This is a genomic window from Magnetovibrio blakemorei, assembly GCF_001746755.1.
In the GTDB taxonomy this organism is placed as follows: domain Bacteria; phylum Pseudomonadota; class Alphaproteobacteria; order Rhodospirillales; family Magnetovibrionaceae; genus Magnetovibrio; species Magnetovibrio blakemorei.
This window is the reverse complement of record NZ_MCGG01000048.1, coordinates 1-23,067: the sequence shown is the minus strand read 5'-3', so window position 1 is coordinate 23,067 and position 23,067 is coordinate 1. Positions and strand designations below refer to the sequence as shown.

Genomic DNA, 23,067 nt, shown 5'->3' with positions numbered 1-23,067 from the left:
TGCGCCGATTTCCACTGCTCTTAAGGCATGCTTTCAACTCTCATTTTTGACGTAAGGATCTTCGATGCACCCCTACCGTACACACACCTGTGGCGCACTCCGTCTTGCTGACGCGGGCGCGAAGGCACGTATTTCGGGCTGGGTGCACAGAAAGCGCGACCATGGCGGCTTGCTGTTTGTCGATGTGCGCGATCATTACGGCATCACCCAGGTGGTGATCGACGAATCCCACCCGATGTTCAAGGACGTTGAAGGTTCGCGTCCGGAAAGCGTCATCACCGTGACGGGCAATGTGGTGGGCCGCAGCCAGGAGACGGTGAACAAAGATCTGCCCACCGGCGAAATCGAAGTGGTGGTTGAAGACTTCCATCTGGAAAGCTCTGCCGCCGTCCTGCCCATGCAAGTGGCGGGCAATGAAGAATATTCCGACGAGATGCGCTTGAAGCACCGTTATCTCGATTTGCGCCGGGAAAAGGTTCACGCCAACATCGTGCTGCGCAGCCGCGTCATCGCCTCCATCCGCCAGCGCATGACGGCGCAGGGGTTCTTGGAAATGCAGACACCGATTTTGACCGCCAGTTCCCCCGAAGGGGCGCGCGATTATCTGGTCCCGTCGCGTCAGCATCCGGGCAAGTTCTACGCTCTCCCCCAGGCTCCGCAGCAGTTCAAGCAGCTGTTGATGGTGTCCGGTTTCGATAAGTATTTTCAAATTGCGCCGTGCTTTCGCGACGAAGACGCTCGTGCCGACCGTTCGCCGGGTGAGTTTTATCAGCTCGATTACGAAATGGCGTTCTGTACCCAAGACGACGTGTTCAACGCCATTGAACCGGTTCTGCACGGTATCTTCGAAGAATTCGGCGGCGATCGCACCGTCACGCCGCTGCCGTTCCCGCGCATTGCTTACAAAGACAGCATGCTTAAGTATGGTTCCGACAAGCCCGACCTGCGCAACCCGTTGATCATTTGCGACGTCACCGAACACTTTGCCGGTGGTGGATTTGGCCTGTTTGCGAAAAACATCGAAAAAGGCTCGGTGGTGCGCGCCATTCCCGCAACCGGAGCGGCGACTCACCCGCGCAGCTTCTTCGACAAGCTGAACGACTGGGCGCGTGAAGAAGGCATGGGGGGGCTTGGCTATATCATTTATGGCGAAGACGGCGAAACCAAAGGCCCAATTGCCAAGAACCTGGATGCAGACCGCGTTGCGGCCATCAAAGCCCAATCCGGTGCCCAAGACGGCGACGCCGTGTTCTTTGTTTGTCAGAGTGAAAATCTCGCCGCCAAGTACGCGGGCTTTGCACGCGAAAAGGTGTGCGACACGTTGGGTCTGCGCGCCAGCGGCAAGTTCGATTTCTGCTGGATCGTCGATTATCCCATGTACGAAATGGACGAAGAAAAGGGCAAAATCGAATTTTCCCACAACCCGTTCTCCATGCCGCAAGGCGGTTTGGACGCCTTGCTGAACAAAGATCCGCTGGATATCTTGGCGTATCAGTACGACATCGTGTGCAACGGGGTGGAATTGTCTTCGGGTGCGATTCGAAATCACTTGCCTGAAATCATGTACAAGGCGTTTGAAATTGCGGGTTATTCCAACAAGGTGGTCGAAGACCAGTTTGGCGGCATGTTGAACGCGTTTAAGTTTGGCGCCCCGCCCCACGGTGGTTCGGCTCCGGGCATTGACCGCATGGTGATGCTGTTGGCGGACGAGCCCAACATCCGTGAAATCATCGCCTTCCCCATGAACCAGCAAGCCCAAGATTTGCTGATGGGGGCCCCGGCGGAAGCGTCACCGGAACAGCTGCGCGAACTGTACATTAAACTGGTGCCGCTGCCCCAAGTGGAAAAGAAAGCTGCCGCCAGCGAAGATACGGTTTCTAGCGAAAGCTAAGCGATGACAGAACGCGATCCGGCGCTGGATTGGTTGGTTCGGGATTTGCGCAGCCATCTGCGCAAAAAGCCCAAACGTCTCCAGCTTTCGGATGCGGCGCGTTATGCCTTCAATTTATATGAAACCAACACCGCCCCCTTGCCCAGCGCCGACATGGCCTGCAAGGCCGGGTGCGGCAGTTGTTGTTGTTCGCAGGTGGGCGCGGAAATGGCCGAAGCTTTCGCCATATTGCGCCATCTGCAGGATACTTTATCGGTTGAAGACTTTGAAGCTTTGATGGGCCGGGTTGCGGCATTGGCCCGAGAGGTTGGAACGCTGGATCCGGGGGCGCGCTGGGAGTTGCAAAAACCATGTGTGTTTTTGGACCCGCAAAGTCAATCGTGCACCATCTATGCGGTGCGCCCCATTGCGTGTCGAGGCTACAACAGTCTGGACCTGAATGCGTGCAACCTGTCCACCCAAAACTTGGATCACAACCAGCCCATTCCCGCCGATGGTGAACGCATGGTGCGGGCGCATCAATTGCGTCAGGCCTTGGCCGAAGTGACGGGAAAGTTGATGGGGCGAGATCAGACCGTTGAGCATCTTGAGCTGCATTTGGCCTTGGTCAGCGCAGAGCAGGCCGGTACGGAACTGGCGTGGCTGACGGCGTGCAAGCGTCGCAAAACTTAACGTTTAATGCTTTTGCAGCGTGTTCATGAACCTTTGTAGGGCTTTGTCACCTTCTTCGATGACGAGCATTTGTATATCGGTGGCCTCTGCTACAGCGCGTTTGACGTCGGCGGTTTGATTGACGCAGATGGCTTGCCATTGGTTTTTGGCTTTATCCAAATCGGTTTCAGCGCCAGCTTCTTCGAGGATTTTGCGGGCTTCTACATAAGGCGAACGCTGGGTGTAATAAGGGTGGCTTGCGTACAACGACGACCAGGAAAAGGGGCTGTTAAACAGTTTTGGATTGCACGCAAAGGCGCTTTGGTTCACGGCAAAGACGGTGTACGTCCAAGGTGTGACACCCACGTCATCGGGCTCATTGAGGGAGATTTTGACGCTGGGCTGGGCCAACAGTTCTGTCACGATTTTGCTGAAACCCATATAGGCCGCATGGTTCAACGGTGTTTTGCCCCAGTCGTCTTTGCGCGTGAGGGCTTCCAAATCGTCGGATGCTCTGATGAACAGTTTGAGGTCGTCTAACGCGGCGTTGGTGGCAACATCAAAATCGTTTGCACTGGCCGTGGTTTTGCCGATGGCCGTGATGCGCAAACGCAGTTGGCCGATGATTTGATGCGGCGTTTTAAGCGGCTTTGCAGAGGCTTGGACCTCTCCGCTCAACCCACCGATAAGGATCAGGCCGAGCACCAAGGCGATAACGGTTCTTGGACGCAAAATGGGACAAGGTTTTGTGGTCATCGAGGCCTCGGTTGATCGGGTTGGGAGCGCATGTGGCACCGAGTATAAACCGGATCGCCCGTGACGTGCTTGACTTAAAACAAGGACGGCGCAAATCAATGAAGGAACGTCTTCGATCAAGATGGGACCTACGTTAGCAGACTGGCCGGGCTTTCGATGCGTCGCAAGACCGATAAAATATGCAAGGCGTGTTCTTTGGCGCGACTGGTGGCGGGGGCGAAACGGCGTTCAAAATCAAGTTTTTGTTCCCATTCGCGGACAAAATCGCGCGGTTGGTCCGGCAGCGGTTTTTCGCCCGTGAGCGCACCGATTGTGCGGGCAAAATCCGGGTGAAGATCGGGTTGGAACGCCAAGGCGGCGTGTTCTTCCCAACTGATGATTCCGCCTGCGTACAATTCGAGGCTCAGTTTCTGCATTTGCCGAGGTGAAATGGCGCGCGCGTTGATATCGGTTAAGATGCGCTTCAGCGGACTTTCCGTGAACTGTCGTCCCGATCCGAGCACGGTCTGAGGCGGCTTGGCGGCTTCAAACACGACAACGTTTGTTCCCGGTGTGGCACAAGGTTGGTCATGATGGTCCAAGTCCACCGCCCATTCATCATCCCAAATGAGCGGTGCGGGGCCGACGTCATTTGACACCTGGACAGACGATTTCGGCACTGCGGATTTGGGGGCGGGTGGCATAACCGGGAGGGTCGAGGGCTGGGCCGGGGGAGAGGTGTTTTTCATGACCTCAACTCCCGCCAGGCAGCGAAAAGCCCAAAAAACCGCCCGGCCACATAGGGGGCGCGAAGCGGAAGTTTGGGGTTGAGGGGCGAATGGGGGGCATACATGGGCCTGTTGGTTTGGTGTTTACACATGACGGGGGCAGCACGTTCAGGATTGAAATTCGACGTGAGAGCGGCTCAGTTCAGTGCGCAGACGCTTGGCTTTGTACATAGCGCTATCGGCCTGACGCAAAACCTCTGTATGGCTATCGTCGGGTCCAAAACGTTGGTAGCCGAGGCTGGCGCGAACGGAGATGGTCTTGTCGTTCCAGTTCACAGATTTGGTGTTGAGGGCATGCTTGATCACTTCGGCGCGGTTCAGGCCATTTTGCCAATCTGTGCGGGACAACAAGACAGCGAACTCATCTCCGCCCAGACGTGCCACCAGATCGTGGGGGCGGCAGTTTTCTTGCAGTGTGCGAACCACTTCACACAGCACCAAATCACCTGCCGCATGGCCGTAGGTGTCGTTGATGGGCTTGAACCCATCCAAGTCCACATAAATCAAAATGCCGGTTTCGTCGTAACGATTGGCGGCGGCCAGAACGCGTTCAAATTCTTTCTGAAAACCACGACGGTTGTAGGCTCCGGTCAACTCGTCGGTGCAGGCTAAGCGTTCGATTTCTTCGATGTGCAAGGATTGGGTCAGGATTTTACGCTCTGCCCCCATGGCGGCGTTCAATGCCGTTTCGGTGGCGTCCTTGCAGCGCTGTACGGTGGCGCCGTCAAGCGTGTGAGGCGCGCTGGATAAACATTCGCGCAATATTGTGAGCGCCGTAAACAGGCTATCGCTGGTTGCTTTGTCTTGGGTGTTGATGACATCCCAAGCGTTCATCGGAAAGCTCAACAGGTTGCCCATGATATAGATCCTTATGCGGAGCCATTTTCCGAGCCATTCTGGCCTAGAGGGTGGGAGCGTTAGATGTTTACACTTCTCGCAAACATTGCCTAACGACAAAGGCAACCTTCGTGCCAGAATCTGTTTTCTTTAATATCAATGAGTTGAGTGCGTGCGGGGCTAGGCAAAAATTGCCGCTTTCGGCAAATGTTGCCGCTTGCTGGGAATCGGATTCCGATTGCGACCTGATTATAGGTTTAAGACCTAGCACGTCATCAAAATGTGGACGTGGGTGCCGACGCAGGCGGCCAGGGCGTGCAGGTCGTAGCCGCCTTCCAACACGGACACCACGCGCCCTTGGCAGCATCGATTGGCAAGCTCGACCAGTTCTTGGGTGATCCACGCGAAGTCCGCCGTTTGCAGGCGCAGCTGTGCTTGCGGGTCACTGGCGTGGGCGTCAAAGCCGGCGGAAATGATCACCAGTTGCGGAGCAAAGCGTTCCAGCTTGGGCAGCAGGTTTTTCGACCATGCGGCGCGAAATTCATCACTGCCGGAACCGGGAGCCAAGATGGCGTTGGCGATGTTGTCGCAATCGCCCACTTCGCTTTCCAATCCGGTATCGGGCCAGCATGGATACTGGTGCGATGAGGCGTAAAACAAATGTGGATCGCTCCAACAGCATGCCTGGGTGCCGTTGCCGTGGTGGACGTCAAAATCGACGATGGCAACGCGCGTCAGGCCATGCACGGTGCGGGCTTGCTTGGCGGCGATGGCGGCGTTGTTGAACAGGCAAAAGCCCATGGCTTGATCCGGTTCGGCATGGTGACCGGGGGGGCGGATGGCGCAAAAAGCGTTGCGTGCCGATCCCGCCACCACATCGTCAACGGCTTCACATGCTGCCCCTGCCGCGAACAGCGCGGCCTCTCCGCTGCCCTCCGACATTACGGTGTCGGCATCCAAATAGGCGACGCCCGTTTCGGGCACGGTGGACAAGATATGGTCAATATGATGAGCCGTGTGAACCCGCTCCAACTGTTCGCGGGTGGCCTTCTTCGCCGCCACGCGGATCAAGTCGGAAAAGCGCTCATGTTCCAGGATGTTTTGGATGGTGCGGTGACGCAACGGGTGTTCGGGGTGATCGTCGCCCGTGTTATGATCAGCACAGGCGGGCGGTTGATATAAAAAAGTGGTCATCAAAAACGTCCCTTCCGCCTGTGCGGGGCAAAACGATGATTAGCCCATGCAGACATGACATTGCTGCATTGCAGCATTAATGTAACATGTTCTAGGTATCTTAATATAAAGAACAAATGCATTCTGCTAGCTTTTTTTGCTGCAATGCACAATAATTGTGGTTGCGGCCTGCCACGACGTGGTTTCCAACCCTGACATAAGGCATCATTATGAGCACGCGAAATCTCGATCATTTGTTCCGTCCCACATCGGTCGCTGTGATCGGCGCGTCGCCTCGGCCCAAATCCATCGGTTCGTTGGTGATGAACAATTTGCTCCATGGTGGATTTTCTGGCCCCATTATGCCCGTCAATCCCAAGCACATCTCCATCAGCGGGGTGCTTTCGTATCCCGACATCGCCAGCTTGCCGTTGGTGCCGGATATGGCGGTGGTGTGTACGCCGCCCAAAACCATCCCGCTCATCATCGAACAGTTGTGCGTCCGCGGTGTGCGCGCCGCGGTGGTGTTGACGGCGGGGCTCAGCCGGATTGAGTATACGGAAGGCGTCACCGTAACTGAGGCGATGCTGGCCGCCGCCAAGCCATACGGCATGCGCATTTTGGGGCACAACTGCTTAGGTCTGTTGGTGCCGGGTGTGGGGCTCAACGCCAGCTTTGCGCACACCTCTGCCTTGCCGGGCAAGATTGCGTTTGTGTCTCAATCGGGTGCGTTGTGTACGGCGGTGCTCGACTGGGCCAAACCGCGCGGCATCGGTTTTTCGCATTTTATTTCCATGGGCGATATGGCGGAATTGGATTTCGGCGACGTGCTCGATTATTTGGGCAGTGACCCGCAAACGACGGCAATTTTGCTCTACATCGAATCCATTCATCACAACCGCACCTTCATGTCCGCCGCCCGGGCTGCGGCGCGCAACAAGCCGGTCTTGGCGATTAAATCGGGGCGCTACGAAGAGGCCTCCAAGGCCGCCATGTCGCACACCGGCGCGTTGGCCAGCAACGACTATGTCTATGACGCGGCATTTGCCCGTGCAGGTATGTTGCGGGTGTATGAATTTGAAGAACTGTTCGCCGCGGTCGAAACCTTGAGCCGCAGCCGTCGCCCCAAGGGTGATCGTCTGGCCATTTTGACCAACGGTGGCGGATTGGGCGTGATGGCGGTTGACGACTTGATGGAACAAAACGGCACGCTGGCCACACTCAGCGATGAAACCATCGAAAAACTCAACGCCGTGTTGCCTGAAACGTGGTCGCAGTCCAACCCGATCGACATCATCGGCGACGCCCCCGGTTTGCGCTATGCAGATGCGCTGCGGGTCTTGCTGGAAGCCAAAGAAGTCGATGCCGTGTTGGTCATGCATTGCCCTGTGGCGGTGGTTCATCCTGTTGAAATTGCGGAAACCATTATTGAACTGGCCAAAGAGAAACCGCGTGCAGCCCTCACCACATGTTTTGTCGGCGAAGAGTTTGCAGCCCCCGCGCGCGCCCTTATGGGCAAGGCCAACATTCCGTGTTTCGACACGCCCCTGAAATCGGTGCAGGCGTTCATGCACACGGTGCGCTATCGCCGTAACCAAGAAATTTTGATGGAAACGCCGCCGTCCATGCCCAGCGATTTCCATCCGGCCACGCCGACGGCGCGCCTGATTGTCGAAGGCGCATTGGCCAGCGGGCACGAATATATGAGCGAACCGGAAACCAAAGCCGTACTGGCCGCCTATGGTGTGCCCACGGTGGAAACTCATATCGCCAAATCTCCGCAAGATGCGGCACGTGCCGCCGACGGTATGGGCTATCCCGTGGCGATTAAAATTTTGTCGCCCGACATCACCCATAAGTCGGATGTGGGCGGCGTTATCCTTGGTTTGAAAAGTCGTGAAGCGGTTGAAGAAGCCGCACACAATATGCTCAAGCGCGTTCATGAGGCCTACCCCAATGCCGACATTACCGGCTTTTCGGTGCAGCAAATGGCCCGCCATGGTCATGCCCATGAATTGATCATCGGTGTGCTCACCGATCCGATCTTCGGTCCGGTCATTTTGTTCGGCCAAGGCGGAACGGCTGTCGAAGTGATCAAGGACCGGGCGGTTGCGTTGCCGCCGTTGAACATGGCCTTGGCGCGGGATTTGATTTCGCGCACCAAGGTGTCGAAATTGTTGGAAGGTTATCGTGATGAACCCGCCGCCGACATTGACGCCATATGCTTGGCCTTGAACCAAGTGGCACAGTTGATCATCGATATCCCTGAGATTGAAGAGTTGGATATCAACCCGCTGTTCGCCGACAATCACGGCGTCTTGGCGTTGGATGCTCGGATCAAGTTGACCAGCAAACAGTTTGACGGCGATAGCCGCCTGGCCATTCGCCCATACCCCAAACAATTGGAAAGCAAGTTCACCATGGTCGGAGGTGAGGAATTCGAAGGGCGCTCGGTGACCATTCGACCGATCCGCCCCGAAGACGAACCCAACCATCATATCTTCGTTTCTAAATTGACCCCGGAAGACATTCGCTTTCGCTTTTTCGGCTTGGTCAGTGAATTGCCGCACAGCCAAATGGCACGCTTGACGCAGATCGATTACGACCGCGAAATGGCCTTCATCGCCACCTCAATCAATGCGGAACATGGGGAAGAAACCTTAGGTGTGGTGCGCGTCTTTACCGACCCGGACAACGAAAAGGCAGAATTTTCCATTGTCGTGCGCTCGGACCTCAAAGGCACCGGATTGGGCCATGAGTTGCTGCGCAAAATGATCGCGTATTGCCGCAGCCGGGGTACGCAAACCATGGTCGGCCAAGTGCTCAGTGAAAACCGCCGCATGTTACACTTCGTCGAACTCCAGGGCTTCAAAGTCACCGGACACGTGGAATCCAACATCGTCGAGGTGCAGTTGCAACTGCAACAAAGTGGGGCCTAGTTTTTGGGTGTGAGCTGAATTGTGAAAGTCCGTTAAGGAAGAAAGCAACCAGGAGTGGGGCAAATTGACGCCCGCTTTTCGTATAGTTGCAGACGTCAATCAATGCTGCCGGAACTTCCGAAAATGGCCAGCAGTCAGCATTGTTTAAGTATCAATTTCTTCGTATTGTAAACGCCATGAAATGGTCCTTTATAATTTTTCTGTATTTATTTTTTCACTTATGCAGTGAAGGCATCGCTGCAGAACACAACAAAGAACATCATATCGTTGTGGGCAGTGAACTTGATTACCCACCATATGCTTTGACCACAAAAGATGGGCAGGCAGATGGCTTTAGTGTTGACCTCATGAAAGCAGTCTGCAGGGTCACGGGGATTAACGTGACCTTTAAGGTTGGGCCATGGAGTGAAATCCGCGCCGCACTTGAGCAAGGAGAGATTGATGCACTTCCCTTGGTTTCTTATTCAAATGACCGTGAAAAAATCTTCGATTTCACGGTGCCGCATACTGTAACCCACGGGGTGATCTTTAAACGCACAGGTCATCCGGGGATTCATTCAGCCTCCGATCTGAGAGGCAAAAATATCATCGTCATGCGTTCCGATGCGGGGCATGATTGGTTGCTTCGAAACGATATTTCTGAAAACTTAACACTCACCAATACGGTCGCTGAAAGCTTAAGCTTACTTGCAGAAGGAAAATATGATTATGCTCTTGCACCGCACTTGGTCGGTATAATCACGGCCAAAGAATTAAACCTTCAAAACATAGAAATTACCGGACCACTCCTTGATGCTTATGGACGAGGCTTCGGATTTGCGGTGAAGGAAGGAAACCTTGATCTACTGAGGCTCTTTAACAATGGACTTAGCATCGTTAAAGAGACTGGGGAGTATGGTCAAATTTACCAGAAATGGTTCGGCAATGTTGACCCTAAAGGCATTTCTTCGGAGCTTGTTATTCGATACACAGTCTGGGCAGTGGTTGGTTTTATCGTTCTTTCTGGATTGGCTTTCACTTGGATTTTGACTTTACGTCGGGCTGTTGTTTCTAAAACGATAGCCCTGGAACAAGCCAAAACAGATGCTGAAAAAGCGAACAAGGCAAAATCAGAATTCCTCGCCAGTATGAGCCATGACTTGCGCACACCATTAAATGTGGCAAGCCCCTAGTTCTCTAGACACTTGCGACCTTCCCTAAATGCCTTTTTTCGAACTCGACTGGTGACAGTCCATCGTTGTTTCCATGCCGACGTTTTGGGTTGTAGTACAGCTCGATGTAATTGAAGACATCTGACCGAGCCTCAGCCCTTGTTTTGTAGATCTTTCGTTTGATCCGTTCGGTCTTCAATAGTGAGAAGAAGCTTTCGGCGAGCCTGTGTCACCGTACTTTGTGATCCAATCACGCAAACTTTTGCTGGTAACGCCAAGTCGGTCTGATACTTCGCCAATCTTGTAACCACGATCCGTAACTTGATGAACCGCCTCAATCTTAAATTCTTCTGTGTAACGTTTACCACTCATCTTAAACACCTTTCCTTTGCGTCAATTGGTACGCTGAAAAGTGTCTAGGATACTAGGGGCTTGCCAATGCGATGATGGGCTTCTCGGAAATAATGAGTTTAAAATTATATGGGCCGCTAGGTGACGCCCGTTATGATGATTACGCCAGCGACATTCATCAAAGCGGCAGTCTTTTGATCAGCCTGATTGATGACATTCTTGACTTATCCAAGATTGAAGCCGGCAAATATGTGCTGAACGAAGAAACGCTCGACATAGCGCATCTCATTCATACGTGCGTGAACATGATCACCACACTCGCCAATATAAAAAAACTCGACCTCACCACGGATGTCCCGCCCGACTTACCAAGGTTTTTCGCCGATGAAAGGGCGATGATGCAAATCGTCAACAATCTGTTGTCAAACGCCGTTAAATTTACGCCGGAAGGTGGGCACGTTACGGTATCTGCTAAACTGAGGGATGAAATGGCCATTGATATTGTTGTCACAGATACCGGTATCGGAATGTCCCGTCTTGACATCACAAAGGTGCTGAAACCTTTCGAGCAGGCCGACAGTACGCACGCAAAACGCCATGAAGGAACAGGGCTAGGGCTTCATCTGTGCCAAAACCTTGTGAAAATGCATGGGGGTGAGTTGGTAATCAAAAGCGAAGAAGGTATGGGAACGTCCTTCACCGTGCATATGCCGCCAGAGAGAACCTGCTAAATGTTTTTTTCAGTTGCCATTCCGTTATGCTGCGGAGCTGCGATGGGAAAGAATTATGATGAGCTCGAAGGACAACAAACATAAAGAATTCACACACTTTGTGTTTTGAACTTTGCTCTAATCCCAAAGCCACGCCGCGCCGCGCACGCCGGAACTGTCGCCGTGGAGATTGGGCACAAGCTTGGTGACGACGGTATCCGAAAACACCCAATTTCCCCACAGCTTGGGCACGGTGTCGCACAAGCGCCCCATATTGGAAAGTCCGCCGCCGAGTACGATGACGTCGGGGTCCAAAATGTTGATGACGGTGGCCAAGGCGCGGGCGAGGCGGTGCTCATAGCGCTCTAAGGTGGCGATGCAGGTTTCTTCTCCTTGGGCCGCTTTTTCAATAATGTCATGCGTTTCTAACGGCGTGCCCGTGTGGGTGAAGTGGTCGTGTTTTAAGCCCGGTCCCGACAGAAACGTTTCGATGCACCCCGACTTTCCACAGTAGCATTTTGGCCCCGGGCGTTCGTCGTCTTGTGCCCAGGGCAGGGGGTTGTGTCCCCATTCTCCGGCAACGGAGTTGAGGCCTTCAAGGGGCTTGCCGTCAATGCAGATGCCGCCGCCCGTGCCGGTGCCCAAGATGACGCCAAACACAAGGTGCGCGCCCTTTGCCGCACCGTCTACGGCCTCAGATACGGCAAAGCAATTGGCGTCGTTGGCCAACTTGATGGGACGTCCAATGGCGCGTTCAAGGTCTATGTGTAAGGGATTGCCGATCAAACAAACGGAATTGGCATTTTTCACTAAACCTGTGTGTGGGGAAATGGTGCCGGGAATGCCGACGCCGATGGTCGGTTTGGTGGTCGAGGCCTGCCTTGCAACCTGGTCCAACTCGTGCACCAAATCGGTCACGGCTTGGACTGTTTGGTCGTATTGGCCTTGTGGTGTGGGAACGCGGATGCGTGCGGCTTGATCGCCTGCATCCGTCAGCAAGAGCCCTTCAATTTTTGTCCCGCCGAGATCAATGCCAATGCGCATGAGGGTTTGTATCAGTCGAGGAGTTTGTGCAGGGTCTTCTCATCGGAAAACAGTGCCGGACGAAACATCCCGCGAATAAACCGGGCGCTGGGCGCATGTGGTTTGTCGCGCGCGGCGCGGACCGGAAGCGGGTCGGGCACAAGGGCAACAGACAAAATATCGGCACCGGGAAAGATTTGTCGGGCTTTGACCGCTGCTGCCGCAGCGCCGGGGGCGGTGATCATTTCGCGGCTGACTTCATCGGTGTCGCCAAGACGCACCAACGTGATCAAAAAGCGCTTTTCACGCGATTTTGTGCTGACATCAGCTTCGCTGCCAAGAACAGGTCGATCAAATGAAGTTTTCAAGTTCCAGCCCCCCAGGCCAGGAAGAATCCCGAATGTTTTTTGTCTTTTATCCGAAATACCAGGGTGTTACGCCCCGAATCACGGCGCTGTAAACGACTCCTTAACTATAATAGATGGAGTGTAGTGTCAATGGAGTGACTACTTGATCTTGTACGGTATACAATATCTCGTAAGTCAAAACGAAGTTGAGACAGCATTCACGACACCTGAATGCGATACACTACATGTAGATGAAATTGGTGTCGCAAAGTACTACACGTTGACTTTATCGGGGCGGTACGGAGATGGGAACACGCGGCAACGACTGCGAATCTCTCAGCCCAAAAAAACGAAAAGTTATGGAAACGATCAAGGGTTTGCTAACCCATTGAGGCTATAAAGGAAGAACGGCCATGGCAGCTGCAGTCGATTCGGCGGCAACGATGGCGTCCCAAGCAGAACGCGTGGTGGCCCAAGAAGGGTGCGTTGAGAATGGCGAAGGTTCCGGTTCAACCGGGCACGTCCCCGTTTTTGGCGCGTTTGATGATCTGGGCCTGACCGGGCGTGACGTTGCCGAACTGGTTGGCGTGACGCCGCCGACGGTCAGCAAATGGCGAAGTGCGAAGGTGCGTATACCGAATGAAAAGCTGGCTTTTCTCACTTTGGTTTTGGCGCATCTGTTGGATGAAGCGGACATGGGATGCACAATGAACGTTGAAGGCCCTATCGATACGATGCACGGGCGTGGACCGATTGAAGCGGCGCGCGCGGGTTTGGCTTATCAAGATGTGCTCAATCGCGACTTGCCGGTGTCCGATGTTCGCGCCGCCGCACAACGGTTTCGTGCCTGGTGGGAATCCGGCCATGCCCAAAAACTGCAAGATAAACGGTTTAGTCCGCCTGCATCGGCGGATATTTTGCGCGCATTACAAAACATGAGGAAAAAACGATGAGCGGCCAATACGGAATCAGCAAGGCTGGCATCGACGTTGCAAAGCACGTCAAGGAAAGCTACCGCACCGGTGAACCCATTTGTGTCCCCGGAAATCCGGCACGTATTTTGTTGCCCGAACACTTGATCAATATCGATCTTGATTTGACGGAATTTGAAGACCCTTTGCCGTTGGCGTTGATGGCGACGCGCGATCCGGAATCGCCCATGGCGCTGGCCGCCGCAACCCGGCTGTCGCCCAAAGCGGAAAATCAAAAACTGATCAAAGGGGTGTTTGCCTTGGTTGGGGAGTCTACACGTCACCCCTTGGTTAAACGGTCCATCGATCTGATCACGGAAAATGATTTTTCACCCAAAGCGATTGCTTTTGTGCGCACCCGCACATCGCAATTCATCGTCGAAACCCGGCGTCAGTATGCACATGCCTTGAAGGCGATCTTGCGCGCCTTATTGGATGGCGACATGGCCCCCAGTGACTTCGTTCGCCAGTTCATTGAGTTGACCGAGGCGGGGAATTTGCAAAGCGATGTGCGCCAACGTCTGGTGACTACTTTGTTGCTTTCGGAAACCGTGCGTCCGGGCATCAAATTTTTGATGCTGGAACATTTCAACAGCTTCCCGCTGCCGACACGCGAAGGCATTATCCGCGCCGTTGCAGGTGCCGCAGAAAGCCGCCACATCGATGTTTTGAAGGAAGAACTGCGCTGGATCGTGGCCCATGACAAGCAAAAACGCATGGTGGTTAAGCGCACGGCCCAACGCATGAGTATGCCTGTATCTGACGGCGTGCATTGAACGCGGGACTTGCTCACGGAACCCGTACATAGGCAACATTATGTAATGCAGGGGCTTTGATGAATCGGTCCGAACGACGTCAGCAAAAGAAACTTGCCCAAAAGGCTGGAAAATCCGCCCCCCTTTTGGTTTCACCGACAGGTATAAACCTTGCCGAGAGGCTCCAGTCCGCAGTGGCTTTACATCAAAGTGGGCAGCTGCATGACGCTGAATTGATTTATCGCGAAATTCTCAAATTTGATCCGTCGAACGTCGATGCCAATCATTTGTTGGGGGTGATAGCGGACCAAAACAACAAGCCTGAAGAAGCTATAGAGTTGATCTCTAAGGCACTGGCCGGAAACCCTTCTTATAGCGAGGCGCATAACAATCTGGGCACGGTTCAACTGGCCTTGCACCGATTGGAAGAGGCTGCCGAGAGTTTTCGTCAAGCGATCAAAACCAAAGCCAATTACGCCGAGGCGCATTATAATTTAGCCAATGTGTTGTTGGCGCAAGACAACGCTGAAGGTGCCCTTGAGTTTTTCCAAAAGGCACTCACCATTCGTCCCGGCTACCTTAATGCGCGCCTGAATATGGCAAATGTTTTGAAAACCTTGGGACGTCTTGATGAAGCCATCGCCCAGTACCGGCATATCATAGATGTAGCCCCCAATCTTGCCCTGGCCCATAACAATTTGGGTGCAGCATTTTTGGCTCAGCGCAACTTGGAAGGTGCCGGGGCAAGCTTCGCCCAAGCCATTGCTCTTGATCCTCAGTATGTTGACGCGATTACCAATTTAGGGTCCGTCATGAGGGATATGGGACATGTTGAAGATGCCATACGGCTCCATTTGCAAGCGCTTGGTCTGCAGCCTCAATACGCGCCTGCACACAACAATTTGGGCAATGCGCGCTTGGATGAGTTGGATTACCAAGGTGCCGATGAATGTTACAATCGGGCTTTGTCTCTCGACCCAAATGATGTCGATACGCACATTAATCTTGGGTTTCTAAATCTTTTGATGGGCGATTTTAAGAACGGTTGGGCACACTATGCGTGGCGGCGACGGGGGAAAGAACCGTCACTCTTGCCGCGCAACTATCCGCAGCCTTTGTGGGATGGCAGAGATCTGAGTGGTAAGTCGATTTTCATTTATCCCGAGCAAGGGATTGGCGACTTTATCCAATGCGTTCGGTTTGTTGAGAACCTCTCCCGTCTGGGCGGCGACGTCACGTTGGAGGTTCCGCCATCGCTTACCCCTTTGTTTGACCATTACCTTCCCGATCTCAAATGCATTGTTTCAGGGGACGCGATCCCAACATTCGATTGTCATGCCTCGGTGATGGATTTGCCCGGTTTGTTGGGCGTCGATTTGAACGCCTTGCCGGGCAAGTCATCTTACCTCACGCCGCCATTTGATGTGCGGGCGTCTTGGGCGAAACGTCTTGAAGGTGGGAAAGGTTTGCGGGTTGGGCTTGTGTGGGCGGGCAATCCCAAGCACAAAAATGACCGCTCTCGCTCCATGGACCCTGCACTGTTGCAGCCATTGTCCAATATTGAGGGCGTGGCGCTTTACAGTTTCCAGGTGGGCGGTGATGAGCATGGTGTCGCAAAAATCGGTGCAGACAGGGTGGTCGATTTAAGAGCTGATTTGACCGATTATGGACAAACGGCAGCGGCGCTTTCGTGTATGGACGTGCTGGTGTCTGTTGACACCTCTGTCGCGCATTTGGGTGGCGCGCTGGGGCTGCCCACATGGATCTTGCTGGCATCCGTCACGGATTGGCGTTGGCTGTTGGACCGGAGCGATAGCCCTTGGTATCCAAGCGTGCGGTTATATCGCCAAAAAGAAAAGGGCGCGTGGGCGGGCGTCATCGATGAAATTACTCAAGATCTGCGCCAGATGGTCAAAGAGTGTGGGCTTTAGATAGCTTTGACTCTTTTGACTTCATCGCCTTCGAGCATGGTCAAAGTGGCGTCCTGACCGCAATAGAGGCTGTACAGGGTTTCTATGACCGCACTGGCCTCTTCACCATTGAGGGAATAGAAAATCGTCTGCGCATCACGTCGCGTTTGCACCAACGTATCGCGGCGCAGGCGCGCAAGATGCTGGGACAAAGCAGACTGGCTGAGGCCAATGATTTGTTCCAGGTCGCTGACGCACTTTTCACCGGGGACCAGCTGACACAAAATCATCAGTCGATGCTGATTGCTCATGGCTTTCAGGAGGGTGCTGGCCCGAAGGGCATTGGCCTGAATCGTTTTAAGTCGTTCCGAAATCACGCTAAAATATTCCCCAGATTAAAACCGTTAAACGGTCGCACAGGCCTAAGCCGACGCTTGTTATACCACCCCTTAAAATGTCCCCCTCGTCAGCTCCTTGTTCTCAAGGTGTGCATGACATCGGTCCCAAATGAGATTTTCGAATTTCATCTCAATATGCGTATATAATAGCGACCTAATTTACATGGTGCCAGTATAAATCGTTGTTAATTAAAGTCTTCTAAGTTGGAATTTGTCTAAGTTGTGACTTTGTTACATAATTTCCAAGGCTTAAACAGGCGTCCAATGCCCCGGTCCAAGTCTCCGCCCAACAGCGCCAACAATGGCGCAATGATAATCGTGGTGAGAATCGCCGACAAGGGCAGCCCGCCTAGGACAACAGAGCCCAGTTTAAGATAGGGCTCAGAACCTGCACCTTGATACGCCTTTAAGATACGTGAGGATGGATTTGATTTGAGTACGTTGTTTTTTAGCCATCCAAGCTTTTTGGCTCATGACACAGGTCCGGGCCATCCCGAACGCTCCGATCGTCTGCGCGCCATAGAAAACGGGCTTTCAGGCCCAGAGTTTGACGCTTTGGAGCGTCGAGAAGCCCCGCGCGGCTCGGTTTGGGACATCAAGCGGGTGCACAGCGACGATTATATCCAGTCCGTTTTTGCCGCCGTGCCAGATCGCGGTTATGCCCATTTGGATTCCGACACCGTGCTGTCGCCGCACTCTGGGGAAGCGGCTTTGTTTGCGGTGGGTGGGGCGTGCAAGGCGGTGGATGCCGTCATCAAAGGGGAGGCGAAAAATGCCTTTTGCGCGCCGCGTCCGCCCGGTCACCATGCCGAATTTGATCACGCCATGGGCTTTTGCCTGTTCAACAATGTTGCCATCGCAGCGTTCCACGCTCTTGAAATCGACGGGATAGAACGCGTTGCGGTGATGGATTTTGACGTTCATCACGGCAACGGCACGCAACAGGCGTTTTGGCATCACGAAAATTTGTTGTATGCCTCAACCCATCAATCGCCGTGTTTTCCGGGCTCGGGCTCAGAGCGCGAACGCGGCGAATTCGGCAATATTGTCAATGCCCCCCTGCCGCCGGGCAGCACCGGAGACGATTTGCGCGATGCCTTTGGCTTTATTCGTCCGGCCTTAAAAGATTTTGCCCCGGATCTGGTGATCGTGTCAGCTGGCTTTGATGGTCACAGCGCCGATCCGCTGGCGAATTTGGATTTTCATGAGAACGATTTTGTCTGGATTACCGAACAGTTATTGGCCATAGCCGAGACCTATGCCCAAGGCCGATTGGTGTCGGTGTTGGAAGGTGGCTATGACTTGGGTGCGCTTTCGCGTTCCGTCGCGGCGCATGTCAAGGCTTTGATGAGCGCTTAAGGGGTTGCGATTAGCCAAGGGGCACCCTAGAGTCCGGCAAACGACAGTGAATTCAGGCGGCGGACTTTATGGCAGATCAGGCAGACACGTTAACCATCCCCAAAGACATCCAAAAACTCAGCTTTGAAGCGGCTTTGGCTGAGTTAGAAGACATCGTGCGCGACTTGGAAGACGGTCGTGGCGAGCTGGAAGGCGCCATCAAAGCCTTCGAGAGGGGCACGCTTTTGAAGCGTCATTGCGAAACCAAGCTGAAAGAGGCCGAAGCGCGGATCGAAAAAATCGTCCCGGGCCTTCCGGGTGATGCCAATAGCATTGAAACCGTGGAGTTCGAGTGATTTGCCTTACCACTTCAACATCGACACCTTTAACACTCGTCTAAATCAGGATGCCGAGTTTGTGACGCGCGCCTTGGACACGCTGCTGCCCATCGACGAAGGCCCCGAAGGCCGTTTGATGGACGCGGTGCGCTATGCGGCGCTGTCGGGGGGCAAGCGGGTGCGTCCGTATCTGACGCTGCACACGGCGGCGCTGTTCAACGTCGACGCTAAATGTGCGTTGCGCGTGGCGGCTGCGGTTGAAATGGTGCATTGTTATTCGCTGGTGCACGACGATTTGCCCGCCATGGACGATGACGATTTGCGCCGTGGGTTGCCCACGTGTCATATCCAGTACGACGAAGCCACGGCGATTTTGGCCGGTGACGCGTTGCTGACCCGCGCCTTTGAAGTGCTGTCGGAAGACGGCACCCATCAAGACGCCAACGTGCGCATTGAACTGGTCAAAGAGTTGGCCAAGGCTTCCGGGCCGTTGGGTATGGTTGGCGGTCAGATGCTGGATTTGGTGGCTCATCATCATAACTTGGATGTGAATGAAATTGCCCGCCTGCAACGCATGAAAACCGGCGGGCTGATCAACTTTGCGTGTGTGTCCGGGGCGATCTTGGGCAAAGCGTCGGAAAGTGCTTTGCACAAGCTGCACAGTTACGCCCACGATTTGGGCTTGGCGTTTCAAATTGTGGACGATCTGTTGGACGCGACGGCGGATGCGTCCGCTGTCGGAAAACGCACGGGAAAAGACGAAGAACAGGGCAAAGCCACCTTCGTATCGTTGATGGGGATCGAAAACGCCCAAGCACAAGCGGGCTTGCTGCGTGATCAAGCCATTGAACAGCTTGATGTTTTTGGCGAAGCCGCCGATCCGTTAAGGGATATGGCGCACTTTGTGGTAAATCGCGTATCCTAAAGAAGAAACGTTTAAAGGAAAGTACGCCGTGTCGACGACGAAATTCTCCCACGGGGGCGAAACGCCGCTTCTGGATCAGGTCAGTAAACCGGAAGATATTCGGAAGTTCTCGACCGCTCAGCTGAAAACGCTGAGCGATGAGTTGCGCGCCGACACCATCCGCAATGTTTCTTTTACCGGCGGTCACCTGGGCTCCAGCTTGGGTGTGGTTGAGCTGACGGTGGCTTTGCATCACGTCTTTAATACGCCTGAAGACCGGATTATCTTTGACGTCGGCCACCAGTGTTATCCGCATAAAATCTTGACCGGTCGGCGTGATCGCATGAGCACGCTGCGCCAAGGCGGCGGGCTCTCGGGCTTCACCAATCGATCCGAAAGCGAATATGACCCGTTTGGTGCGGGGCACAGCTCGACGTCCATCTCTGCGGGGCTGGGCATGGCGGTGGGACGCGATTTGCAAGGTGCCAAAAGCAATGTGGTGGCGGTGATCGGCGATGGCGCCATGAGTGCGGGCATGGTGTTTGAAGCCATGAACCATGCCGGATCGCAACATGCGCGCATGATCATCATCTTGAACGACAACGACATGTCCATCGACCAGCCGGTCGGCGCGTTGAGCGCGTATTTGTCGCGTCTGGTGTCGTCGAAAACCTATCGATCCGCGCGCGATTTTGCCAAGCAATTGACGCAGAAGCTGCCCAAGATGCTGGAAGACACCGCGCGCCGGGCCGAAGAATACGCCCGCACCCTGGTGACCGGCGGCACCATGTTTGAAGAAATGGGCATCTATTACGTCGGCCCCATCGATGGCCACAACATCGACCATCTGTTGCCGGTGTTGAAAAACATTCGCGACGACGAAGGCCAAGGCCCGGTGTTGTTGCATGTGGTGACGCAAAAGGGTCACGGCTATACTCATGCGGAAAACGCGTCCGATAAATACCATGGTGTCAGCCGATTTGACGTGGTGACGGGCAAACAGATCAAAGCGGCGTCCAACGCGCCCAGCTACACCAAAGTGTTTTCCCAAGAACTGGTCCATCAAGCTGCTGAAGACGATAAAATCTGTGCCATCACCGCTGCCATGCCGTCCGGCACCGGATTGGATGCGTTTGCTGCGGCCTATCCGGAACGCTTTTTTGATGTGGGCATTGCCGAACAGCATGCCGTGACCTTTGCCGCAGGACTGGCGTGTGAAGGCTACAAACCGTTTTGCGCCATTTATTCGACCTTCATGCAGCGCGCCTATGATCAATTGATCCACGACGTGGCGTTGCAAGGTTTGCCGGTGCGTTTTGCCCTGGACCGGGGCGGTTTGGTGGGGGCCGACGGCGCAACCCATCACGGCGCTTTTGATATGTCCTATCTCAATTGCATTCCGGGCATTGTCGTTATGGCGCCTGCGGACGAAGCTGAGTTGAAACATATGACGGCGACCGCCGCAGCGTTCAACACCGGCCCCATCGCGTTCCGTTATCCCCGCGGTGAAGGCGTGGGCGTCGAACTGCCCGCCGTTGGGGAAGTTCTGAAAATCGGGCGCGGGCGCATTTTGCAAAGCGGCACCACCGTGGCCTTGGTGTCCATCGGCACCCGCTTGGCCGCATGCCAGCAAGCCGCTGAACTGTTGGCGGCGCGCGGCCTGTCAACCACGGTCGCCGATGCCCGTTTCTTGAAGCCTTTGGACGAAGAAATGATTGCCACCTTGGCCGTCAATCACGACGTTTTGATTACCGTGGAAGAGGGCAGTCAAGGCGGATTTGGCGCGGCGGTTTTGCACTTCTTAAGCCGCGAAGGGCTTTTGGACAGAGACCTCAAAGTGCGCACCATGCATCTGCCCGATGTGTTCATCGAACATGACAGCCAAGAAGCCCAGTTGATTTTAGCCGGCCTCACCGCCAACGACATTGCCGCCAAGGCGCTGATCGCGCTGGGTCTTGAGACGACCAGTCTGTCCGAACGGGCTTAGGCACGATGCCTGACGCCGCCAAGCCCGCGAAGCTGAGACTGGATCAATTGCTGGTCGAACGCGGTCTGGTCGAAAGCCGCTCTCGTGCTCAGGCGTTGATCATGGCGGGGAACGTCTATTCGGACACCAAGCGTCTCGACAAAGCCGGACAGCAGGTCAAAACCGACATTCCCATCGAGCTCAAAGGTCAAGACCACCCGTGGGTTTCGCGCGGTGGCTTGAAGCTGGAAAAAGGCCTGAAACACTTCGCCATCGATGTGACGGGTCAGACTTGCATCGATGTGGGCGCCAGCACGGGCGGCTTCACCGACGTGTTGCTGAGCCATGGGGCCGCCAAAGTGTACGCCGTAGATGTCGGCCAAGGCCAATTGGCGTGGAAGCTCCGAAACGATGCGCGCGTGGTGGTGATGGAAAAAACCAACGCCCGCCATCTCTCTGCCGCTGATATTTCAGAGCCCATCGATATGGTCGTGTGCGACGCGTCGTTCATCAGCCTGGAAACCGTGTTGCCCGCCGCCCTCAGTCTGGCCTGCCCCGGCGCGCACGTGATCGCCTTGATCAAGCCGCAGTTCGAAGTCGGCAAAGGTCGGGTCGGCAAGGGCGGCGTGGTGCGCGACCCGGGCCTCCATCAAGAAGTCTGTGACCGCATCGAAGCGTGGCTGAACGGCTTGGACGGTTGGACCGTTCTGGGCCTCACCGAAAGCCCCATCAAGGGCCCGGAAGGTAATGTCGAGTTTTTGATTTGTGGGGTTAAGGGCTAAGCGCGCCGCCACCATGCAAAAAGCGCAGGGCTCGCGTGCAAGAACAACGCTGCTCTTTTGCGCAGGGTGGGCGTAGAAGCCTGCCTTGAACCGCTCACTAAAGAGCGGACATGCTAGGAAACCCTCGATGAATACCCTTTTTGTCTCCCACCTGCCGACATCTATCGGTCACGGTGTCTCTCATCGTTTTGTTCAGTTGGTGACGTTTGCTTGGGCGGCTCCTTTGGTAGCGCGCCTGAACGACGAGCTCAAAGTCCGGGCGGCCATTTCTGAATTGAAGCAAATGAGCGACCGTGAACTGGATGATATCGGCGTTGCGCGCGCGAACATCGTGCGCACTGTCCGCGGTCGTTAAGACGCGGACGTAACTTCCAAGCTGCCGAAAGGCCATTTTGCTGAAAAAAAGAGCCCCCATGTGGGGCTCTTTTGCATTTGGTGGGTGTTGAATTTGAACCACCCGGACGGTTCGAAGGCGTGCGCGAGGGGGGGTGCGCTGAATGTCCGGGTGGTCCAAAACGGGTGCTTCGTTTCAGAAGCAAAAGCTGGTCGGTGCCTGTCTTAGTCGGTGCCTGTTCAGTCCGTGTCTGTTTCCAGGCCCAATTCTTTCCAGGCGGTGAGACCGCCGGTCATGTGGTGGGTGGTGCGAACGCCTGCGTTCATCAATTGCTTGGCGGCAGCAGTGGAACGTTTGCCCACGGCGCACATCAAGATCACGCGGGTGTCGGGAAGGAAGGGAAAGCGTTCCGCATCAAAAAAGCTGAGCGGCATCAAAAACGCACCGGGAATACGTTCGTTTTCATATTCACTGACTTCACGCACATCCACCAACACCGCTTTTCCGGCCTTCATCTGGCTCTGGACCTCACGGGGATCGAGTTCGATCAACTGGGATGCGTCTTCTATGCGCAAAACTTGGGATGCCATGATCTGAGTTCCACTCTTCGGCTGCTTGTTCAATTCGCCGCTGTTCATATGTGGTAATATATATACTCACATTTCAGATGTCAATAATAATACATAAACACTATTTTATTGTTAAATACAGGTATATTTTCAAGTATTTCATATTGTTAGGTGTATTTTGAAGCATTTTTGAAGGGCCGTTAGAC

The 23,067-nt window shown here is 54.4% G+C and carries 23 protein-coding genes and 1 pseudogene; 14 read left to right on the top strand and 10 right to left on the bottom strand.

What is annotated here, in order from left to right:
- Nucleotides 1-64 precede the first annotated feature (64 nt).
- Both aspS and BEN30_RS12660 read left to right on the top strand, forming a co-directional pair.
- Nucleotides 65-1,891, top strand: coding sequence for an aspartate--tRNA ligase (gene aspS / locus BEN30_RS12665; protein WP_069958696.1), 1,827 nt, complete (start codon nt 65-67; stop codon nt 1,889-1,891).
- A 3-nt stretch (nt 1,892-1,894) separates the two neighbouring features.
- Complete coding sequence (locus tag BEN30_RS12660) at nt 1,895-2,563, top strand: YkgJ family cysteine cluster protein (RefSeq protein WP_069958695.1); 669 nt, start codon at nt 1,895-1,897, stop codon at nt 2,561-2,563.
- A 3-nt stretch (nt 2,564-2,566) separates the two neighbouring features.
- Here BEN30_RS12660 and BEN30_RS12655 read toward each other — a convergent pair whose 3' ends face one another.
- From BEN30_RS12655 to BEN30_RS12640, 4 genes are all read right to left on the bottom strand, one after another.
- On the bottom strand, nt 2,567-3,298 hold the full coding sequence (locus tag BEN30_RS12655; RefSeq protein WP_139135023.1) for an ankyrin repeat domain-containing protein: 732 nt from the start codon (nt 3,296-3,298) through the stop codon (nt 2,567-2,569).
- A 128-nt stretch (nt 3,299-3,426) separates the two neighbouring features.
- On the bottom strand, nt 3,427-4,026 hold the full coding sequence (locus BEN30_RS12650) for a hypothetical protein (RefSeq protein ID WP_069958693.1): 600 nt from the start codon (nt 4,024-4,026) through the stop codon (nt 3,427-3,429).
- A gap of 147 nt (nt 4,027-4,173) precedes the next feature.
- Nucleotides 4,174-4,923, bottom strand: a complete 750-nt coding sequence (locus BEN30_RS12645) for a GGDEF domain-containing protein (protein WP_245649052.1) — start codon at nt 4,921-4,923, stop codon at nt 4,174-4,176.
- A 243-nt stretch (nt 4,924-5,166) separates the two neighbouring features.
- Nucleotides 5,167-6,096: a histone deacetylase family protein gene (locus BEN30_RS12640; RefSeq protein ID WP_069958692.1), complete on the bottom strand. Its 930-nt coding sequence runs from the start codon at nt 6,094-6,096 to the stop codon at nt 5,167-5,169.
- A gap of 209 nt (nt 6,097-6,305) precedes the next feature.
- On the opposite strand from BEN30_RS12640, the gene BEN30_RS12635 reads away from it, so the two are divergent.
- Together BEN30_RS12635 and BEN30_RS12630 are read left to right on the top strand one after the other, a co-directional pair.
- Nucleotides 6,306-9,014 carry a bifunctional acetate--CoA ligase family protein/GNAT family N-acetyltransferase gene (locus tag BEN30_RS12635; protein ID WP_069958691.1) on the top strand — a complete coding sequence of 903 codons (2,709 nt, stop codon included), beginning with the start codon at nt 6,306-6,308 and terminating at the stop codon, nt 9,012-9,014.
- 176 nt (nt 9,015-9,190) lie between these two features.
- Nucleotides 9,191-10,186 carry a transporter substrate-binding domain-containing protein gene (locus tag BEN30_RS12630; protein ID WP_139135022.1) on the top strand — a complete coding sequence of 332 codons (996 nt, stop codon included), beginning with the start codon at nt 9,191-9,193 and terminating at the stop codon, nt 10,184-10,186.
- A gap of 4 nt (nt 10,187-10,190) precedes the next feature.
- Here the strand turns inward: BEN30_RS12630 and BEN30_RS18010 are convergent.
- Both BEN30_RS18010 and BEN30_RS18005 read right to left on the bottom strand, forming a co-directional pair.
- Nucleotides 10,191-10,388, bottom strand: a pseudogene (locus BEN30_RS18010) (IS3 family transposase); the annotation flags it as partial.
- Nucleotides 10,361-10,537 carry a transposase gene (locus BEN30_RS18005; protein WP_084005514.1) on the bottom strand — a complete coding sequence of 59 codons (177 nt, stop codon included), beginning with the start codon at nt 10,535-10,537 and terminating at the stop codon, nt 10,361-10,363. The pseudogene BEN30_RS18010 and the gene BEN30_RS18005, both read right to left, overlap by 28 nt.
- A gap of 71 nt (nt 10,538-10,608) precedes the next feature.
- Between BEN30_RS18005 and BEN30_RS12625 the strand changes: the two genes are divergently transcribed.
- The gene (locus tag BEN30_RS12625; RefSeq protein ID WP_069958689.1) at nt 10,609-11,247 is read left to right on the top strand and encodes a sensor histidine kinase; all 639 of its coding nucleotides are present in this window, start codon (nt 10,609-10,611) and stop codon (nt 11,245-11,247) included.
- Between the two features lie 117 nt (nt 11,248-11,364).
- On the opposite strand, the gene BEN30_RS12620 is transcribed toward BEN30_RS12625, so the two are convergent.
- Together BEN30_RS12620 and BEN30_RS12615 are read right to left on the bottom strand one after the other, a co-directional pair.
- Entirely contained in the window at nt 11,365-12,270 is a 906-nt protein-coding gene (locus tag BEN30_RS12620) for an ROK family protein (RefSeq protein ID WP_069958688.1), read from the bottom strand.
- 11 nt (nt 12,271-12,281) lie between these two features.
- Nucleotides 12,282-12,617, bottom strand: coding sequence for a hypothetical protein (locus tag BEN30_RS12615; RefSeq protein ID WP_069958687.1), 336 nt, complete (start codon nt 12,615-12,617; stop codon nt 12,282-12,284).
- Between the two features lie 392 nt (nt 12,618-13,009).
- On the opposite strand from BEN30_RS12615, the gene BEN30_RS12610 reads away from it, so the two are divergent.
- From BEN30_RS12610 to BEN30_RS12600, 3 genes are all read left to right on the top strand, one after another.
- On the top strand, nt 13,010-13,549 hold the full coding sequence (locus tag BEN30_RS12610) for a helix-turn-helix domain-containing protein (protein ID WP_069958686.1): 540 nt from the start codon (nt 13,010-13,012) through the stop codon (nt 13,547-13,549).
- The gene (locus BEN30_RS12605) at nt 13,546-14,343 is read left to right on the top strand and encodes a hypothetical protein (protein ID WP_069958685.1); all 798 of its coding nucleotides are present in this window, start codon (nt 13,546-13,548) and stop codon (nt 14,341-14,343) included. Before BEN30_RS12610 ends, BEN30_RS12605 begins: the two co-directional genes overlap by 4 nt.
- 173 nt (nt 14,344-14,516) lie before the next feature.
- Complete coding sequence (locus BEN30_RS12600) at nt 14,517-16,253, top strand: tetratricopeptide repeat protein (RefSeq protein WP_170827055.1); 1,737 nt, start codon at nt 14,517-14,519, stop codon at nt 16,251-16,253.
- On the opposite strand, the gene BEN30_RS12595 is transcribed toward BEN30_RS12600, so the two are convergent.
- Nucleotides 16,250-16,606, bottom strand: a complete 357-nt coding sequence (locus BEN30_RS12595; RefSeq protein WP_139135028.1) for an ArsR/SmtB family transcription factor — start codon at nt 16,604-16,606, stop codon at nt 16,250-16,252. The two genes, BEN30_RS12600 and BEN30_RS12595, sit on opposite strands and share 4 nt — an antisense overlap.
- Before the next feature lie 456 nt (nt 16,607-17,062).
- Here BEN30_RS12595 and BEN30_RS12590 point away from each other — a divergent pair, with 456 nt between their 5' ends.
- The 6 genes from BEN30_RS12590 (at nt 17,063) to BEN30_RS12565 (ending at nt 22,313) form a co-directional block, all read left to right on the top strand.
- On the top strand, nt 17,063-17,989 hold the full coding sequence (locus BEN30_RS12590) for a histone deacetylase family protein (protein ID WP_069958684.1): 927 nt from the start codon (nt 17,063-17,065) through the stop codon (nt 17,987-17,989).
- A gap of 68 nt (nt 17,990-18,057) precedes the next feature.
- A complete protein-coding gene (locus tag BEN30_RS12585) occupies nt 18,058-18,324 on the top strand; it encodes an exodeoxyribonuclease VII small subunit (protein WP_069958683.1) in 267 nt (88 codons plus the stop codon).
- Nucleotides 18,290-19,231 (top strand): polyprenyl synthetase family protein, encoded by a 942-nt coding sequence (locus BEN30_RS12580; protein WP_084005510.1) that lies wholly within the window; start codon nt 18,290-18,292, stop codon nt 19,229-19,231. The genes BEN30_RS12585 and BEN30_RS12580 overlap by 35 nt, the downstream gene beginning before the upstream one ends.
- A 28-nt stretch (nt 19,232-19,259) precedes the next feature.
- A complete protein-coding gene (gene dxs, locus BEN30_RS12575; RefSeq protein ID WP_069958682.1) occupies nt 19,260-21,197 on the top strand; it encodes a 1-deoxy-D-xylulose-5-phosphate synthase in 1,938 nt (645 codons plus the stop codon).
- A 5-nt stretch (nt 21,198-21,202) separates the two neighbouring features.
- A complete protein-coding gene (locus BEN30_RS12570) occupies nt 21,203-21,958 on the top strand; it encodes a TlyA family RNA methyltransferase (RefSeq protein ID WP_069958681.1) in 756 nt (251 codons plus the stop codon).
- Between the two features lie 127 nt (nt 21,959-22,085).
- Nucleotides 22,086-22,313, top strand: a complete 228-nt coding sequence (locus tag BEN30_RS12565) for a DUF1127 domain-containing protein (RefSeq protein WP_069958680.1) — start codon at nt 22,086-22,088, stop codon at nt 22,311-22,313.
- Between the two features lie 218 nt (nt 22,314-22,531).
- Here BEN30_RS12565 and BEN30_RS12560 read toward each other — a convergent pair whose 3' ends face one another.
- Nucleotides 22,532-22,882, bottom strand: coding sequence for a rhodanese-like domain-containing protein (locus BEN30_RS12560; protein WP_069958719.1), 351 nt, complete (start codon nt 22,880-22,882; stop codon nt 22,532-22,534).
- Nucleotides 22,883-23,067: the final 185 nt, after the last annotated feature.